Annotated in this window: 13 protein-coding genes and 1 pseudogene; all 14 read left to right on the top strand. The window is 62.2% G+C overall.

Features of this window, described 5'->3' with window-relative positions; translation table 11 throughout:
- The first annotated feature begins 3 nt into the window (after window positions 1-3).
- Window positions 4-273, top strand: a complete 270-nt coding sequence (ftsL, locus tag DQ405_RS16970; protein ID WP_178114149.1) for a cell division protein FtsL — start codon at window positions 4-6, stop codon at window positions 271-273.
- On the top strand, window positions 270-1997 hold the full coding sequence (locus tag DQ405_RS16975; RefSeq protein ID WP_168425232.1) for a peptidoglycan D,D-transpeptidase FtsI family protein: 1728 nt from the start codon (window positions 270-272) through the stop codon (window positions 1995-1997). The genes ftsL and DQ405_RS16975 overlap by 4 nt, the downstream gene beginning before the upstream one ends.
- Window positions 1997-3460, top strand: coding sequence for a UDP-N-acetylmuramoyl-L-alanyl-D-glutamate--2,6-diaminopimelate ligase (locus DQ405_RS16980; RefSeq protein WP_168425233.1), 1464 nt, complete (start codon window positions 1997-1999; stop codon window positions 3458-3460). Before DQ405_RS16975 ends, DQ405_RS16980 begins: the two co-directional genes overlap by 1 nt.
- A complete protein-coding gene (locus tag DQ405_RS16985) occupies window positions 3453-4829 on the top strand; it encodes a UDP-N-acetylmuramoyl-tripeptide--D-alanyl-D-alanine ligase (protein WP_168425234.1) in 1377 nt (458 codons plus the stop codon). The genes DQ405_RS16980 and DQ405_RS16985 overlap by 8 nt, the downstream gene beginning before the upstream one ends.
- Window positions 4829-5911: a phospho-N-acetylmuramoyl-pentapeptide-transferase gene (gene mraY, locus DQ405_RS16990; RefSeq protein ID WP_168425235.1), complete on the top strand. Its 1083-nt coding sequence runs from the start codon at window positions 4829-4831 to the stop codon at window positions 5909-5911. Before DQ405_RS16985 ends, mraY begins: the two co-directional genes overlap by 1 nt.
- Before the next feature lie 6 nt (window positions 5912-5917).
- Window positions 5918-7261, top strand: coding sequence for a UDP-N-acetylmuramoyl-L-alanine--D-glutamate ligase (murD, locus tag DQ405_RS16995; protein ID WP_168425236.1), 1344 nt, complete (start codon window positions 5918-5920; stop codon window positions 7259-7261).
- Window positions 7261-8493, top strand: coding sequence for a putative lipid II flippase FtsW (ftsW, locus tag DQ405_RS17000; RefSeq protein ID WP_168425237.1), 1233 nt, complete (start codon window positions 7261-7263; stop codon window positions 8491-8493). Before murD ends, ftsW begins: the two co-directional genes overlap by 1 nt.
- Window positions 8483-9553, top strand: a complete 1071-nt coding sequence (gene murG / locus DQ405_RS17005; protein ID WP_168425238.1) for an undecaprenyldiphospho-muramoylpentapeptide beta-N-acetylglucosaminyltransferase — start codon at window positions 8483-8485, stop codon at window positions 9551-9553. Before ftsW ends, murG begins: the two co-directional genes overlap by 11 nt.
- The gene (gene murC / locus DQ405_RS17010; RefSeq protein WP_168425239.1) at window positions 9546-11006 is read left to right on the top strand and encodes a UDP-N-acetylmuramate--L-alanine ligase; all 1461 of its coding nucleotides are present in this window, start codon (window positions 9546-9548) and stop codon (window positions 11004-11006) included. The genes murG and murC overlap by 8 nt, the downstream gene beginning before the upstream one ends.
- Complete coding sequence (locus DQ405_RS17015) at window positions 11003-11947, top strand: D-alanine--D-alanine ligase (protein ID WP_168425240.1); 945 nt, start codon at window positions 11003-11005, stop codon at window positions 11945-11947. The genes murC and DQ405_RS17015 overlap by 4 nt, the downstream gene beginning before the upstream one ends.
- A 2-nt stretch (window positions 11948-11949) precedes the next feature.
- Window positions 11950-12807, top strand: coding sequence for a cell division protein FtsQ/DivIB (locus DQ405_RS17020; RefSeq protein ID WP_168425241.1), 858 nt, complete (start codon window positions 11950-11952; stop codon window positions 12805-12807).
- A 12-nt stretch (window positions 12808-12819) separates the two neighbouring features.
- Window positions 12820-14067: a cell division protein FtsA gene (ftsA, locus tag DQ405_RS17025; RefSeq protein WP_168425242.1), complete on the top strand. Its 1248-nt coding sequence runs from the start codon at window positions 12820-12822 to the stop codon at window positions 14065-14067.
- A gap of 47 nt (window positions 14068-14114) precedes the next feature.
- A pseudogene (ftsZ, locus tag DQ405_RS17030) lies at window positions 14115-15303 on the top strand (cell division protein FtsZ).
- A gap of 111 nt (window positions 15304-15414) precedes the next feature.
- Window positions 15415-16326: a UDP-3-O-acyl-N-acetylglucosamine deacetylase gene (lpxC, locus tag DQ405_RS17035; RefSeq protein ID WP_168425243.1), complete on the top strand. Its 912-nt coding sequence runs from the start codon at window positions 15415-15417 to the stop codon at window positions 16324-16326.
- Window positions 16327-16375 lie beyond the last annotated feature (49 nt).

A 16375-nucleotide genomic window follows, 5' to 3' on the forward strand; every position in this document is an offset into this window, starting at 1 on the left:
GCCATGCCCAACGGCAGCTTACTGATGCTGGTGCTGTTTGTTGCCGTGCTTCTGTCGGCGATCGCGGTCGCCTATAGCGCGCACTGGAACCGCCAACTACTCAATGAGCTGTACGGTGAACTCAGTGTGCGTGACAAGGCGCAGGCCGAATGGGGGCGTCTGGTCCTGGAGCAAAGCACCTGGACGGCACATAGCCGTATCGAGACGCTGGCTACCGAGCAGCTGAAAATGCTCATCCCTGAAGCGGCAGATGTCAGGCTGGTGGCCCCATGAAGCTTCAGGGCGCGCTCTATCCTTGGCGTTTTCGCATCGTGCTGGCCCTGCTGGCGCTGATGGTTGGCGCCATTGCCTGGCGCATCGTCGACTTGCAGGTGATCGATCAGGGTTTCCTCAAAAACCAGGGTGATGCACGCAGCGTGCGGCACATACCCATCCCCGCACATCGCGGTTTGGTTACCGATCGACATGGCGAGCCGCTGGCGGTCAGTACGCCGGTGACCACTCTCTGGGGAAATCCACGCGAACTGCAAGCAGCCCAGGCGCGCTGGCCAGAGCTGGCCGAGGCCTTGGGGCAACCGCCTGCTGTCCTTGAGCAGCGTCTCAAGGAACAAGCTGAGCGCGAGTTCATCTACCTCGTTCGCGGGTTGACGCCCGAGCAGGGCCAGCGCGTGCTCGACATGGAGATTCCCGGCGTGTATTCGCAGGAGGAATTCCGCCGTTTCTATCCGGCAGGCGAAGTGGCCGCGCATGTGGTTGGCTTCACCGATATCGACGATCGCGGCCGAGAAGGTCTGGAGCTGGCATACGACGAGTGGCTGGCAGGCGTCCCCGGCAAGCGCCAGGTGCTCAAGGATCGTCGTGGGCGGCTGATCAAGGATGTGCAGGTGGTCAAGAATGCCAAGGCCGGCAAGTCTTTGGCACTGTCCATTGACCTGCGCTTGCAATATCTGGCGCACAGCGAGCTGCGTAAGGTCGTGCAGGAATACGGTGCCAAGGCAGCCAGCCTGGTGATGGTCGATGTTAAGACTGGCGAAGTCCTCGCCATGGCCAACCAGCCGACCTACAACCCCAACAATCGACGCAACCTGACGCCCTCGGCGATGCGCAACCGAGCGTTGATCGATGTGTTCGAGCCCGGCTCGACGGTCAAGCCATTCAGCATCGCGGCGGCGCTCGGAACTGGTAAATATCAGCCTGAGTCGGTGGTCAATACATTGCCGGGTTGGATGCGTATCGGTCGTTACACCATTCGCGATGTGTCCCGTGGGGGCATGCTCAACCTCACCGGCATTCTGATGAAGTCGAGCAACGTCGGGATCAGCAAGATTGCGCTGGATATCGGCCCGGAGCCGGTACACGCAATCATGCATCAGGCGGGGTTCGGTCAGTCTACCGGCCTCGGCTTTCCCGGCGAGCGCGTTGGAAACCTGCCTAATCATCGCAAATGGCGCGATGCCGAAACCGCTTCGCTCGCTTACGGCTACGGGTTGTCGGTAACGGCGGCTCAGCTTGCTCATGCCTATGCGGTACTGGGTAACGAAGGCAGTAACGTTCCTCTATCGCTGCTGCGTCTGGATCAGCCGCAGGAAGGCGTGCAAGTTATCGACAAGGACATTTCCAGCACCGTGTTGCGGATGCTGCAATCGGTCGTTGAGGAAGAGGGTGGCGGTGGCGCGCGGGCGAAGGTGCCGGGGTATCACGTTGCGGGCAAGAGCGGCACAGCGAAAAAGGTATCCGGGACCGGTGGCTATACCAAGGATGCCTATCGCTCGTTCTTCGCAGGTGTCGCGCCTGTTTCCGATCCACGCATCGCGATCGTCGTGGTCGTCGACGAGCCCAGCGAAGGCGGCTACTACGGTGGCCTCGTCTCTGCACCAGTGTTCGGCAAAGTGGCGGCTCGTGCGTTGCGGCTGATGAACGTGGCCCCCGACAACCTGCCGCCACCTGCGGAGATTCAGACTGCCGAAGCGGCGAAGGCCAAGGGAGGACGGATCTGATGCCGATGCCGTTGAACCAACTGCTGCCTCAGGCGGCCAGCGCGACACTGATCCGTGAGCTCACCTTGGACAGCCGCAAGGTACGTCCTGGCGATCTATTTCTGGCTGTGCCGGGCCTTCGGCAAGACGGCCGCATACACATTGCCGATGCAATTTCCCGTGGCGCCGCAGCGGTCGCTTACGAAGCCGAAGATGCGCCTGAGATGACCGCGGAGAGTGCGGTGCTGGTACCGGTCCGCCACCTGGCGGACCAGTTGTCTGCGATCGCCGGCCGGTTCTATGGCGAGCCAAGCCGCAGCCTGCACCTGGCCGGCGTCACTGGAACAAACGGCAAGACCAGCGTGACCTATCTGATTGCTCAGGCCCTGGATCGCCTGGGGGAGCGTTGCGGGATCATCGGTACCCTTGGCACCGGCTTCCACGGCGAGCTGGTGCTCGGGCAGCACACGACGCCTGATGCCATCGGTGTGCAGGCCAACCTGGCAAACCTGCGCAAGCAGGGCGCCCGAGCCGTGGCGATGGAGGTTTCTTCCCATGGCCTCGCTCAGGGCCGGGTTGCTGCGCTGGCGTTCGATGTGGCCGTGTTCACCAATCTATCGCGCGACCACCTCGACTATCACGGCTCCATGGAAGCCTACGGTGAGGTGAAAGCCCAGCTGTTCAAGATGCCGGGGCTTCGCTGCCGAGTGATCAATCTGGATGATCCCTTCGGGCGCGCCCTCGCCGCAGAGCATGCGGAATCGCGGCTGATCACCTACAGCCTGGACGACGCAGCCGCTTATCTCTATTGCCCGGAAGCACGGCTTGACGATGACGGCATCCATGCGCGGCTGGTTACTCCGCAGGGTGAGCGCTCAGTGCGCAGCCCGCTACTTGGCCGCTTCAACGTCAGCAACGTGCTCGCGGCGATCGGTGCGCTGCTAGGCATGGATTATCCGCTGGATGAAATCCTCGCGGTGCTTCCGCAAATAGAAGGCCCTGCCGGGCGCATGCAGCGTCTGGGTGGCGGCGACCACCCGTTGGTGGTGGTGGATTACGCCCATACGCCCGATGCGCTGGAAAAGGTCCTTGATGCGTTGCGCCCGCATACCCGAGGCAAACTGCTGTGCTTGTTCGGCTGCGGCGGCGACCGCGATCGCGGCAAACGCGCGCTGATGGCCCAGGTCGCCGAGCGGTTGGCCGACCGTATTGTGGTGACCGACGACAACCCGAGAAATGAAGATCCCGTGCAGATTCTCGATGAGATTCGCGCCGGCTTCGGAGCGCCGGAGCAAGCTGTGTTCATGCCGGGTCGCGCCGCGGCCATCGCCGCCTGCATCGCCGGTAGCCATGCTGACGATGTCGTGCTGCTGGCCGGCAAGGGCCACGAGGATTATCAGGAAATCAAGGGCGAACGTTTACCGTTCTCCGATCTTGACCAGGCCTCTGTAGCCCTGGCTGCCTGGAGGGACTCTAATGCTTGATGCCATGCGCCTGACCGATCTGGTCGAACCGCTATCCGCCAAGCTGATCAACGCCGATACGACTTTCAGTTCGGTCAGCACTGATAGCCGAGCTATCGAGCCGGGGCAGCTGTTCGTGGCGCTGACGGGCCCTCGTTTCGACGGACATGCCTATCTAGCCGAGGTCGCCGCCAAAGGTGCCGTAGCCGCACTGGTCGAACGGCATGTGGCAGACGTTTCGCTGCCCCAGCTGGTGGTCGCGGATAGCCGCATCGCCTTGGGTCAGCTAGGAGCCCTGAATCGTGCCGCCTTTACCGGGCCGGTCGCGGCGATTACCGGCTCCAGCGGCAAGACCAGCGTGAAGGAGCTCCTCGCCAGCATCCTGCGAGCTGCCCATGGCACCGATGCGGTGTTGGCCACTCGAGGCAACCTCAACAACGATCTAGGGGCTCCGCTGACCCTCCTTGAGCTGGCGCCTCAGCACCAGGCCGCAGTGATCGAACTGGGCGCCTCGCGTCTTGGAGAGATCGCCTATACCGTCAGCCTGACGCAGCCGGATGTCAGCTTGATTACCAACGCCGGCACCGCCCATGTGGGCGAGTTTGGCGGGCCGGACAAAATTGTTGAGGCCAAGGGCGAGATACTCGACGGCCTAGGCGCTAATGGCATCGCCGTGCTCAACCGCGATGACCGAGCGTACGCGACCTGGGAGCGGCGCGCGGCTGGCAAGCGCGTGGTGAGCTTCGCAATAAAGAGCCCGCTGGCGGATTTTCATCCCGCTTCGATCGGCTACGACTTACGCGGTTGCCCCAACTTCGTCCTGGCCGGGCCGTCCGGGACGGTGCGCGTCCAGCTAAATCTGCTCGGCCGCCACAGCGTCGCCAACGCACTCGCCGCCGCTGCAGCTGCCAGTGCGCTGGGCGTTGCGCGCGAACACATCATCGCAGGCCTCGAAAGCCTCCAGCCGGTCAAGGGTCGAGGCGTCGCGCAGATACTCAGTAACGGTGTGCGCCTCATTGATGACAGCTATAACGCCAACCCGGCCTCCATCTGCGCAGCCATTGATGTGCTGGCCGGTTTTGCCGGGCGCACCGTGCTGGCGTTGGGCGATATGGGCGAGCTGGGTGACTGGGCCGAACAGGGTCATCGCGAGGTCGGCAGTTACGCTGCAGACAAGGTGGACATCCTGTTCGCCGTTGGGCCGTTGATGAAGCACGCCGTTGACGCCTTCGGTGCCGGCGGTCGTCATTTCGCCGATCAGCAAAGCCTGATCGAGGCGCTGCGCCTGGAGCAGGGCAACGCCACCACCATTTTGATCAAGGGATCACGGAGCGCTGCGATGGACAAGGTCGTCGCTGCGCTTTCCGCATCCGGCACGGAGAAACATTGATGCTGCTGCTACTCGCCGAGTATCTGCAACGCTTCCACACGGGCTTCGCGGTCTTTCAGTACCTGTCTCTGCGTGGAATCCTCGGCGTGCTTACCGCGCTGGCGCTTTCACTGTGGATGGGGCCCTGGCTGATCCGCACGCTGCAGCTGCGCCAGATAGGCCAGTCGGTGCGTACCGATGGGCCGCAAACGCACTTATCGAAATCCGGAACTCCGACCATGGGCGGCGCACTGATCCTCAGCGCTATCGCCATCAGCACCTTGCTCTGGGCAGATCTGGCCAATCGTTATGTCTGGGTAGTACTCGCCGTGACGCTGCTATTCGGGGCGATTGGCTGGGTCGACGACTACCGCAAGGTCATCGAGAAGAACTCCCGTGGCCTGCCGAGCCGTTGGAAATACTTCTGGCAATCGGTATTCGGCCTCAGCGCCGCGATCTTCCTTTATATGACTGCGCAGACTCCGGTCGAGACCACCCTGATCCTGCCGTTGCTGAAAAACATTGAGGTCCCGCTGGGGATCGGCTTCATCGTGCTGACCTACTTCGTCATCGTCGGCTCGAGCAATGCGGTGAATCTAACCGACGGACTCGATGGTCTCGCGATCATGCCGACGGTGATGGTCGGCGGCGCGCTGGGCATCTTCTGCTACCTGTCCGGAAACGTGAATTTTGCCGACTACCTGCTGATTCCCTATATCCCCGGCGCGGGCGAGCTGATCGTGTTCTGCGGTGCTTTGATCGGTGCCGGGCTCGGCTTTCTCTGGTTCAACACCTATCCGGCGCAGGTCTTCATGGGTGACGTCGGTGCGCTGGCGCTGGGTGCGGCGCTGGGCACCATCGCGGTGATCGTTCGGCAAGAAGTGGTGCTGTTCATCATGGGCGGGGTGTTCGTGATGGAAACCCTGTCGGTGATGATTCAGGTGGCCTCGTTCAAGCTGACCGGCAAGCGGGTCTTCCGCATGGCGCCGATCCATCACCACTTTGAACTCAAGGGTTGGCCCGAACCGCGGGTCATCGTGCGCTTCTGGATCATCACAGTGATCCTTGTGCTGGTTGGTCTCGCTACGCTGAAGTTGAGGTAATAAAGAGTGCTCATCGCTTCCGATCAGTTCCGCATTGTCGTAGGTCTCGGCAAGAGCGGCATGTCCCTGGTCCGCCACCTGGCGAGCCGCGGGGTGCCGTTTGCCGTGGCCGATACGCGCGCGAACCCACCGGAACTCGCCACTCTGCAAGCGCAGTACCCGGACGTCGAAGTCCGTTGCGGTGAACTTGATCCGCAGTTCCTCAGCCGGGCCAGCGAGTTGCTGGTCAGCCCCGGTCTGCCGATCAGCACGCCCGCATTGCAGGCGGCGGCCTCCAATGGCGTGAAGCTGTCCGGCGACATCGAGCTGTTCGCGCGCGAAGCCAAGGCGCCAATCGTGGCGATCACCGGTTCGAACGCCAAGAGCACGGTGACCAGTCTGGTCGGCGAAATGGCCGCCGAGGCCGGTCGCAAGGTGGCCGTGGGCGGGAATCTGGGTACGCCAGCGCTGGATCTGCTGGCTGACGACGTCGAGCTCTACGTCCTCGAGCTATCGAGCTTCCAGCTGGAAACCACCGACCATCTGGATGCCGAAGTCGCGACCTGCCTGAATATCAGCGAAGACCACATGGATCGCTACGACGGGCTGCCGTCTTATCACCAGGCCAAACACCGAATCTTCCGCGGTGCGCGACAGGTGGTGATCAACCGCGACGATCGTCTCAGCCGCCCGCTAATTGCCGATGATGTTCCGGCCTGGTCGTTCGGTCTCGGCAAACCTGATTTCAAGGGTTTCGGGTTGTTCGAGGAGAGCGGTGAGAAGTATCTCGCCTTCCAGTTTGACGCGCTGATGCCGGCCAACCAGCTGAAAATCCGCGGTGCGCACAACCAGTCCAACGCGCTGGCGGCGTTGGCGCTGGGGTATGCGGTGGGATTGCCGATCGAGCCGATGCTCGCCACCTTGCGTAACTTTACCGGTCTCGCTCACCGTTGCCAGTGGGTCGGCGAGCGCAAGGGCGTCAGCTATTACGATGATTCCAAGGCGACCAACGTTGGTGCTGCGCTGGCGGCGATCGATGGCCTGGGCAGCGACATCGACGGTGAGCTGGTGCTGATTGCCGGCGGCGATGGCAAGGGCGCTGATTTTTCGGCCCTGCACAGCCCGGTTGCACATCACTGCCGGGAGGTGATTCTGCTGGGCCGCGATGCCGAGCGGCTCGCCGTGGCGCTTGAGGGCGCAGCTCCGATTCATCGTGTCCAGACGCTTCAGCAGGCCGTGCAGTTGGCATCCAGGCTGGCGCAGCCTGGTGATGCGGTGCTGCTATCGCCGGCCTGTGCAAGTCTCGACATGTTCGAGAACTTCGAGGATCGCGGACGCCAGTTCGCCGCTGCCGTGGGGGCGCTCAGCTGATGCTCGCCTTCCTGCGCAGTGCGCCCTCTCCGCTGTTCGGCCGCCGTGGCCTGGATCTCGACTTCCCGATGCTCGCCGGCTGCCTAGCGCTGTTGGGGCTCGGTTTGGTCATGATCACCTCGGCGTCCTCCGAAGTCGCGGCGGTGAATGCCGGCAACTCGCTGTACCACATGGTCCGCCATCTGGTGTACGTACTGATCGGTCTGGGCGCAGCCGCGGCGGTGCTGCTGGTTCCACTGTCGGCCTGGCAGCGGCTGGACTGGATGCTGCTGCTGGGTGCTTTTGCGCTGCTGATTCTGGTGCTGATCCCCGGTATCGGTCGCGAGGTCAACGGCTCCATGCGCTGGATCGGCTTTGGTGCCTTCAACGTGCAACCCTCCGAGTTGGCCAAGCTCTTCGTCGTGGTCTATCTCGCGGGTTATCTGGTGCGTCGCCAGCAAGAGGTGCGTGAAAGCCTGTGGGGCTTCCTCAAGCCGTTCCTGGTACTGCTGCCAATGGCGATGCTGCTCCTGCTCGAGCCCGACTTCGGTGCGACCGTGGTCATGATGGGCGCGGCAGTGGCAATGCTGTTCCTCGGCGGAGTCGGCTTGATCCGATTCAGTCTGCTGGTCCTGTTGGCAGTCGGCGCTGTGTTCATTCTCGTGCAGACGCAGGAATACCGTCTTCAGCGGTTGATCACCTTTACCGATCCCTGGGCCGACCAGTATGGCGCCGGCTACCAGTTGACCCAGGCGCTGATTGCGTTCGGTCGTGGCGAATGGCTGGGGGTCGGCCTTGGCAACAGCGTGCAGAAGCAGTTCTACCTGCCCGAAGCGCACACAGACTTCGTGTTTTCCGTGCTGGCCGAAGAGTTGGGCATGGTGGGTGCGCTGCTGACCATTTTGCTGTTTGCCTTCGTCGGCGTGCGTGCGCTCTACATCGGATTGGCCGCCGAGCGTGCGCGTCAGTTCTTTGCTGCCTATATCGCCTGGGGCGTCGCCTTCCTCTGGCTCGGGCAGTTCCTGATCAACGTCGGCGTGAATGTCGGTTTGTTGCCGACCAAGGGCCTGACCCTGCCGTTCCTCAGCTATGGCGGCAGCTCGTTGGTCGTCACCTGCGCCAGCATGGCGTTGCTGCTCCGCATCGAGTGGGAAAGCCGCACCGTGTTGGGCAGCGAAGACGCCGAGTTCAGCGAAGACGACTTTGCTGAAGCACCTGCGCCAAAAGGCAAGGGGGTCGCGCATGGCCGCTAACGTCCTGATCATGGCTGGCGGAACCGGCGGACACGTATTCCCAGCGTTGGCCTGTGCTCATGAATTTCAGAGCCGCGGTTACAGCGTGCACTGGCTGGGTACACCGCGCGGTATCGAGAACGAAGTGGTTCCAGCCGCCGGTTTGCCGCTGCATCTGATTCAGGTGAGCGGGCTGCGTGGCAAAGGTGTGGGCTCGCTTCTCAAGGCGCCCTTCCAGCTGCTGCGCTCGCTCGGGCAGGCTCGGCGGATCATGCGCGAGCTGCAGCCAGTCTGCGTGCTCGGGCTCGGCGGTTACGTGACAGGGCCCGGTGGCCTCGCGGCGAAGCTTGCCGGAGTACCGCTGATTATCCATGAGCAGAACGCCGTGGCCGGGACCGCCAATCGCAGCCTGGTGCCATTTGCCCAGCGGGTCTGCGAGGCCTTTCCGAATACCTTCGGCGACAGCGCCAAGCGGCGTACGACCGGCAATCCGGTGCGTCACGAGCTGTTTCTCGAAACGCCGCGGCAGACCTTGCTCGGCCGTCGCCCCCGCTTGCTGGTGCTGGGAGGCAGTCTGGGCGCCGAGCCCTTGAATAAGTTGTTGCCCGAGGCACTCGCGCAGTTGGCCGTTGAGCTGCGGCCGGAGGTGTTCCATCAGGCCGGCAAGCAGCATGCGGACATCACCCTAGCGCGCTATGTCGCGGCGGGCGTCGAGGCCGAGGTGGCACCCTTTATCAAGGACATGGCCCGCGCTTACGCCTGGGCTGATCTGGTGATCTGCCGCGCCGGTGCGCTGACGGTATGCGAGCTGGCGGCGGCCGGGCTGCCGTCGTTCCTGGTTCCCCTTCCGCATGCAATCGACGATCACCAGACGCGTAATGCCGAATATCTGGCGAAGGAGGGCGCAGCCGTTCTTCTCCCCCAAGCAAACACTGATGCTGCAGCGCTAGCCGCGCAGCTGACCGAGGTAATGATGCAGCCGGAAAAACTCAAGGCCATGGGAGCCACGGCGCGCCGCCTGGCTCGGCCGGACGCCACCCGCACCGTCGTCGATATCTGCCTGGAGGTGGCGCATGGCTAAATCCCCCGCTGCGGTAAAAGCAGAAGTGCGGCGCATGCGCCGTATTCGCCGGATTCATTTCGTCGGCGTCGGTGGCGTCGGTATGTGCGGCATCGCTGAAGTACTGCTGAACCTAGGGTACGACGTCTCCGGCTCGGATCTAAAAGCCTCCGCAAGTACCGAGCGCCTGCAGAATTTCGGTGCGCAGATCTTCATTGGGCATCAGGCCGGCAACGTGGCCGGTGCCGATGTGCTGGTGGTTTCCAGTGCGGTCAACGCCACCAACCCTGAAGTAGCGTTCGCTCTCGAGCAGCGTATCCCGGTCGTACCCCGGGCCGAGATGCTGGCCGAGTTGATGCGCTATCGCCATGGCATCGCCGTTGCCGGTACCCACGGGAAGACCACTACCACCAGTCTGTTAGCGTCGGTCTTTGCTGCGGGTGGGCTCGATCCCACCTTTGTCATCGGCGGGCGTCTGACCGCAGCGGGTACCAATGCTCAGCTGGGCACCAGCCGCTACCTGATTGCCGAGGCTGACGAGAGCGACGCGAGCTTCCTGCATTTGCAGCCGATGGTTGCGGTCGTGACCAACATCGATGCCGATCACATGAGCACCTATGGCGGTGACTTCGGCAAGCTCAAGCGAACCTTCGTCGAGTTCCTGCACAACTTGCCGTTCTACGGACTGGCAGTGCTCTGTGTCGATGACCCGATAGTGCGGGAGATCATCCCGCAGGTGGGGCGGCCGATCACCACGTATGGCACTCATGAAGATGCCGACGTGCGGGCCATCAACATTCGACAGGAAGGCATGCGCACCTACTTCACTGTGCTACGCGATGGGCTCAATGCGCTCGACGTATCGGTCAACATGCCCGGCAATCACAATGTGCTCAATGCACTGGCCACGATTGCCATTGCGACCGACGAGGGCATCGACGACGACGCTATCGTCCAAGGGCTTTCGCAGTTCGGCGGTGTCGGTCGGCGGTTCCAGGTATATGGCGAACTGCCGGTGGAAGACGGCAGTGTGATGTTGGTAGATGACTATGGACATCATCCGCGAGAGGTGGCAGCGGTGATTCAGGCGGTTCGCGGCGGCTGGCCGGAGCGCCGGCTGGTCATGGTCTATCAGCCTCATCGCTTCAGCCGGACCCGCGATCTGTACGACGACTTCGTTCAGGTGCTGACCGAAGCCAACGTACTGCTGCTGATGGAAGTCTATCCGGCCGGCGAGGAACCCATTCCCGGCGCCGATAGCCGCCACCTGTGCCACAGCATCCGTCAGCGCGGTCAGCTCGACCCCATCTATATAGAGCGCGGCGTCGAACTGGCCCCGCTGGTCAAGCCGCTGCTGCGCGCGGGCGACATTCTGCTGTGCCAGGGTGCCGGCGATATCGGCGGGCTGGCCCCGCAGCTCGTCAACAGTCCCCTGTTTGCTGGCGACGCAAGCGCCGCGAGGAAAAGCAAATGACTGCCCTGCAATCAACTCGTGACCCTCAGGCGTTCGGCCGGGTTGCCGTGCTCTTCGGTGGCAAGAGTGCCGAGCGCGAAGTGTCTCTCAAATCCGGCGCCGCGGTGCTTGCCGCGCTGCAGGCGGCCGGCGTCGATGCGTTCGGCATCGATGTGGGTGACGATCTGCTGACCCGCCTGAACAATGAACGCATCGACCGTGCCTTCATCGTCCTGCACGGGCGGGGCGGCGAAGACGGCAGCATGCAGGGCCTGCTCGAATGCGCCGGGATTCCCTATACCGGCAGCGGCATTCTGGCCTCGGCGTTGGCCATGGACAAATTACGCACCAAGCAGGTGTGGCAAAGCCTTGGCCTGCCAACCCCACGGCATGCCGTGCTGGCGAGCGAGGCCGATTGCCACACGGCTGCCGAGAATCTGGGCTTCCCATTGATCGTCAAGCCGGCACATGAGGGTTCGAGCATCGGTATGGCGAAGGTCGCCGGCATTGCCGAGCTGATCGCCGCTTGGCGCGCTGCGAGTGCTTACGATGCTCAGGTGCTCGTCGAACAGTGGATTCAGGGCCCGGAATTCACCATTGCCACGCTGCGCGGTGCGGTGTTGCCGCCGATTGGGCTGGGCACACCGCATACCTTCTATGACTACGATGCCAAGTATCTGGCCAACGATACCCAGTACCGCATCCCGTGTGGGCTGGACGCGGCGAAGGAGCTGGAACTCAAGGAGCTTTCCGCACGAGCCTGCGAGGCCGTGGGTATTCAGGGCTGGGCGCGCGTCGACGTCATGCAGGACAGCACCGGCGCCTTCTGGTTGCTGGAAGTTAACACCGTTCCGGGGATGACGGACCACAGTCTGGTACCGATGGCGGCCCGCGCGGCAGGGCTGGATTTCCAGCAGCTAGTGCTGGCCATTATCGATGCCAGCATGGCGGCAGGTAACTGAGCATGATCACTACGCTGCGTCACTCCCAACCCGGCACTGGCCGCGCTTCGCGCAAGCCGGTGCCGCGTGGCGCGAGCCGTCTGGTGCAGCGCGAGCCATTGTCGGCGCGTATGCCGCGCCCTAGCCTGAGCGCGCTCAAGCGTGTTCTGTGGCCGGTCATGTTGGTAGCGCTGGCCGTGGGGCTTTACGAGCTGGGTGAGCAGCTTGCGCCCTATGCCGATAGGCCGATCGCCAAAGTCAGTGTTCGGGGTGAGCTGACCTATGTCGATCAACAGGCGGTGCAGGCGCGCATGGCACCGTTCGTCGAGGCCAGCTTCTTCAAGGTGGATCTCGATGCATTGCGTCGCGACCTTGAGCAGATGCCGTGGATTGCCCATGTCGAGGCACGCCGGATCTGGCCGGACGAGGTCATGGTGCGTCTTGACGAGCAGCTGCCTATCGCTCGTTGGGGCGATGAGGCGCTACTGAACAACAACGGTCAGGCCTTTGCGCCGGATGACCTGACACAGTATGAACACTTGCCGCAATTGTATGGTCCGAAGCGGGCCCAGCAGCGGGTCATGCAGCAGTACCAGATGCTCAGCCAGATGCTGCGGCCGCTCGGTTTTTCCATCGCCCGCCTTGAGTTGCGTGCGCGGGGCAGCTGGTTCGCGACGACCAGGCAGGGCGTTGAGCTGCTACTGGGAAGGGACCAGATAATCGAAAAAATGCGGCGCTTCACTGCCATCTACCAGCAAGAGCTGGCGCAGGAGAGCGAAAGAATTGCGCGGATCGACCTTCGCTATGCCAATGGCCTAGCCGTTGCGTGGCACGAGCCGAGCCCGACCACGACGGAAGACTCCGTCGTTGCGAAGAATTGAGGAATGAAACACATGTCTAGCGTGCAAAGCGGCAAGATGATCGTCGGTCTCGATATCGGTACCTCCAAAGTGGTGGCGCTGGTGGGCGAAGTGACACCCGATGGCGAGCTTGAGATCGTCGGGATTGGCACTCACCCGTCGCGCGGGTTGAAAAAAGGCGTGGTGGTCAACATCGAGTCCACCGTTCAGTCGATCCAGCGCGCCGTAGAAGAGGCACAGCTGATGGCTGGCTGCCGCATCCATTCCGCATTTGTCGGCCTGGCTGGCAATCATATCCGTAGCCTCAACTCCCACGGCATCGTCGCCATCCGTGATCGGGAAGTCAGCAGCGCCGACCTCGAACGTGTGCTGGATGCAGCACAAGCCGTGGCGATTCCGGCGGATCAGCGTGTGCTGCATACCCTGCCGCAGGACTACGTGATCGATAATCAGGAAGGCGTGCGTGAGCCGCTGGGCATGTCTGGCGTGCGCCTGGAAGCCAAAGTCCACGTGGTCACCTGCGCAGTGAACGCCGCTCAGAACATCGAGAAGTGCGTGCGTCGCTGCGGCCTTGAAGTCGATGACATCATTCTCGAACAGCTCGCCTCGGCACATGCGGTGCTGACCGACGACGAGAAGGAGTTGGGCGTCTGTCTGGTGGATATTGGCGGCGGTACCACCGACATCTGCATCTTCACCGAAGGCGCGATCCGCCATACCGCCGTCATCCCGATCGCCGGTGATCAGGTCACCAACGACATTGCCATGGCGCTGCGTACGCCGACCCAGTACGCCGAAGAGATCAAGATCCGCTACGCCTGCGCACTCGCCAAGCTGGCCGGCCCCGGCGAGACCATCAAAGTACCGAGCGTCGGCGACCGTCCGCCGCGGGAACTCTCGCGGCAAGCTTTGGCCGAAGTCGTGGAGCCGCGTTATGACGAACTCTTTACGCTGATCCAGGCCGAACTGCGTCGCAGCGGCTACGAGGACCTGGTCCCGGCCGGGATCGTTCTTACAGGCGGTACAGCGAAGATGGAAGGTGCCGTCGAGCTGGCCGAGGAAATCTTTCACATGCCGGTGCGCCTGGGCGTGCCGCACAGCATCAACGGACTCAGTGACGTGGTCCGCAACCCTATCTACTCAACGGGCGTTGGCCTGTTGCTGTACGGGATGCGCAAGCAGACCGACGGCACATCCATGTCCGGTCTCGGCAATTTCGCCGATGAACCCAAGACATCTGTCGTGGACCGGCTCAAGAGCTGGATCCAGGGCAATTTCTGAGCAGTGCGGCTGTACCTAAAACTAGAAAGCTGGAAGGAGAGAGGGAAATGTTCGAACTCGTAGATCATACCCCGCAAAGTGCAGTGATCAAGGTCATTGGCGTAGGCGGAGGCGGCGGCAATGCCGTCAATCACATGGTGCGCAACAACGTTGAAGGCGTGGAATTCATCTGCGCCAACACCGATGCTCAGGCGCTGAAGAAAATCGAAGCGCGGACCGTACTTCAGTTGGGTTCCGCTATTACCAAAGGGCTGGGCGCAGGCACCAATCCCGATATCGGCCGTCAGGCTGCGATGGACGATCGTGAGCGCATCGCCGAAGTGCTGCAGGGCGCCGATATGGTGTTCATCACCACCGGCATGGGCGGCGGTACCGGCACCGGCGCCGCGCCGGTCATCGCGTCGGTCGCCAAGGAAATGGGGATCCTGACGGTTGCTGTGGTGACCCGCCCGTTCCCGTTCGAAGGCCGCCGCCGCATGCAGGTCGCTGACGAAGGCATCCGTCAGCTGTCCGAGTGCGTCGACTCGTTGATCACCATCCCCAACGAAAAGCTGCTGGACCATCCTCGGTAAGGATGCGAGCCTGCTATCTGCCTTCGCCAAGGCCGACGACGTCCTCACCGGCGCCGTGCGTGGCATTTCCGACATCATGCAACGTCCCGGCCTGATGAACGTAGACTTCGCCGACGTGAAAACTGTCATGGGCGAAATGGGCATGGCGATGATGGGGACAGGTTGTGCGACCGGACCAAACCGCGCTCGCGAGGCAACCGAGGCTGCGATCCGCAATCCGCTGCTGGAAGACGTCAACCTACAGGGCGCTCGCGGCATCCTGGTCAACATCACCGCTGGTCTGGATCTTTCGCTCGGTGAGTACGCTGCCGTGGGTGAGATCATCGAGGCCTTCGCTTCCGATGAAGCGACCGTCAAGGTTGGCGCTGTGATCGATCCGGATATGCTCGACGAGCTGCACGTCACCGTCGTGGCTACTGGCCTCGGCCCGCGCAATGAGAAGCCGGTCAAGGTTGTCGATAACACGCTGCAGACCGCTGCGGTGGCCCCTCAGGCTGCACCGGCTCCGCGTCAGGATCAGGCTGCGGTGAACTACCGTGATCTGGACCGCCCGACTGTTATGCGCAATCAGGCCCATGCGGCCGCGACGGCGGCTAAGATGAATCCGCAGGAGGATCTGGACTATCTAGACATTCCGGCCTTTCTGCGTCGCCAGGCTGATTGATTGAATGTATCAGGACTATCGGGGTGATTGGTGTTCAGCAAAGTGGGGTTCTGCTATGATCGCCGTCTTTGTTGGAAACCATTCGCAACAGCGCACTAGCGAAACCAAGCCATGATCAGACAACGCACCTTGAAGAACATCATTCGCGCCACTGGCGTCGGCCTGCATTCGGGGGAGAAGGTATACCTGACCCTGAAGCCGGCACCCGTGGACACCGGAATCGTGTTCTGTCGTACCGATCTCAACCCGCCGGTGCAAATCGCCGCGCGGGCCGAGAACGTCGGTGAGACTACCATGTCGACTACGCTGATCAGCGGCGATGTCAAAGTCGATACGGTGGAGCACTTGCTTTCGGCGATGGCAGGGCTTGGCATCGACAATGCCTATGTTGAGCTGTCGGCCTCGGAAGTGCCGATCATGGATGGCAGCGCTGGCCCCTTCGTATTCCTGATTCAATCGGCCGGCCTGCAGGAGCAGGACGCCCCCAAGAAGTTCATCCGCATCATTCGTGAAGTCTCGGTGGAAGATGGCGACAAGCGCGCCACGTTCTTGCCATTCGAAGGCTTCAAAGTGAGTTTCGAGATCGATTTCGACCATCCGGTTTTCCGCGGCCGCACCCAGACCGCCAGCGTGGATTTCTCCAGTACTTCCTTCGTCAAGGAAGTCAGCCGTGCACGGACCTTCGGGTTCATGCGCGATATCGAGTTCCTCCGCTCGCACAACCTGGCCCTGGGCGGAAGTGTCGAAAACGCGATCGTGGTTGACGAAGACCATGTGCTCAACGAAGACGGCCTGCGGTACGAGGACGAGTTCGTGAAGCACAAGATTCTCGATGCAATCGGTGATCTCTACTTGCTGGGCACCAGTCTGATCGGCGAATTCCGCGGCTTTAAATCCGGACATGCATTGAACAACCGTTTGCTGCGCACCTTGATGGAACAGAAGGACGCGTGGGAAATGGTGACATTCGATGATTCCCAGACCGCACCGATCTCCTACATGCGTCCGGCAGCTGCCGGCTGAGCAGTACTCTCTTTCCTTTTTGAGGCCACCTTCGGGTGGCCTTTTTTTG

The organism is Pseudomonas sp. SST3 (assembly GCF_003325755.1).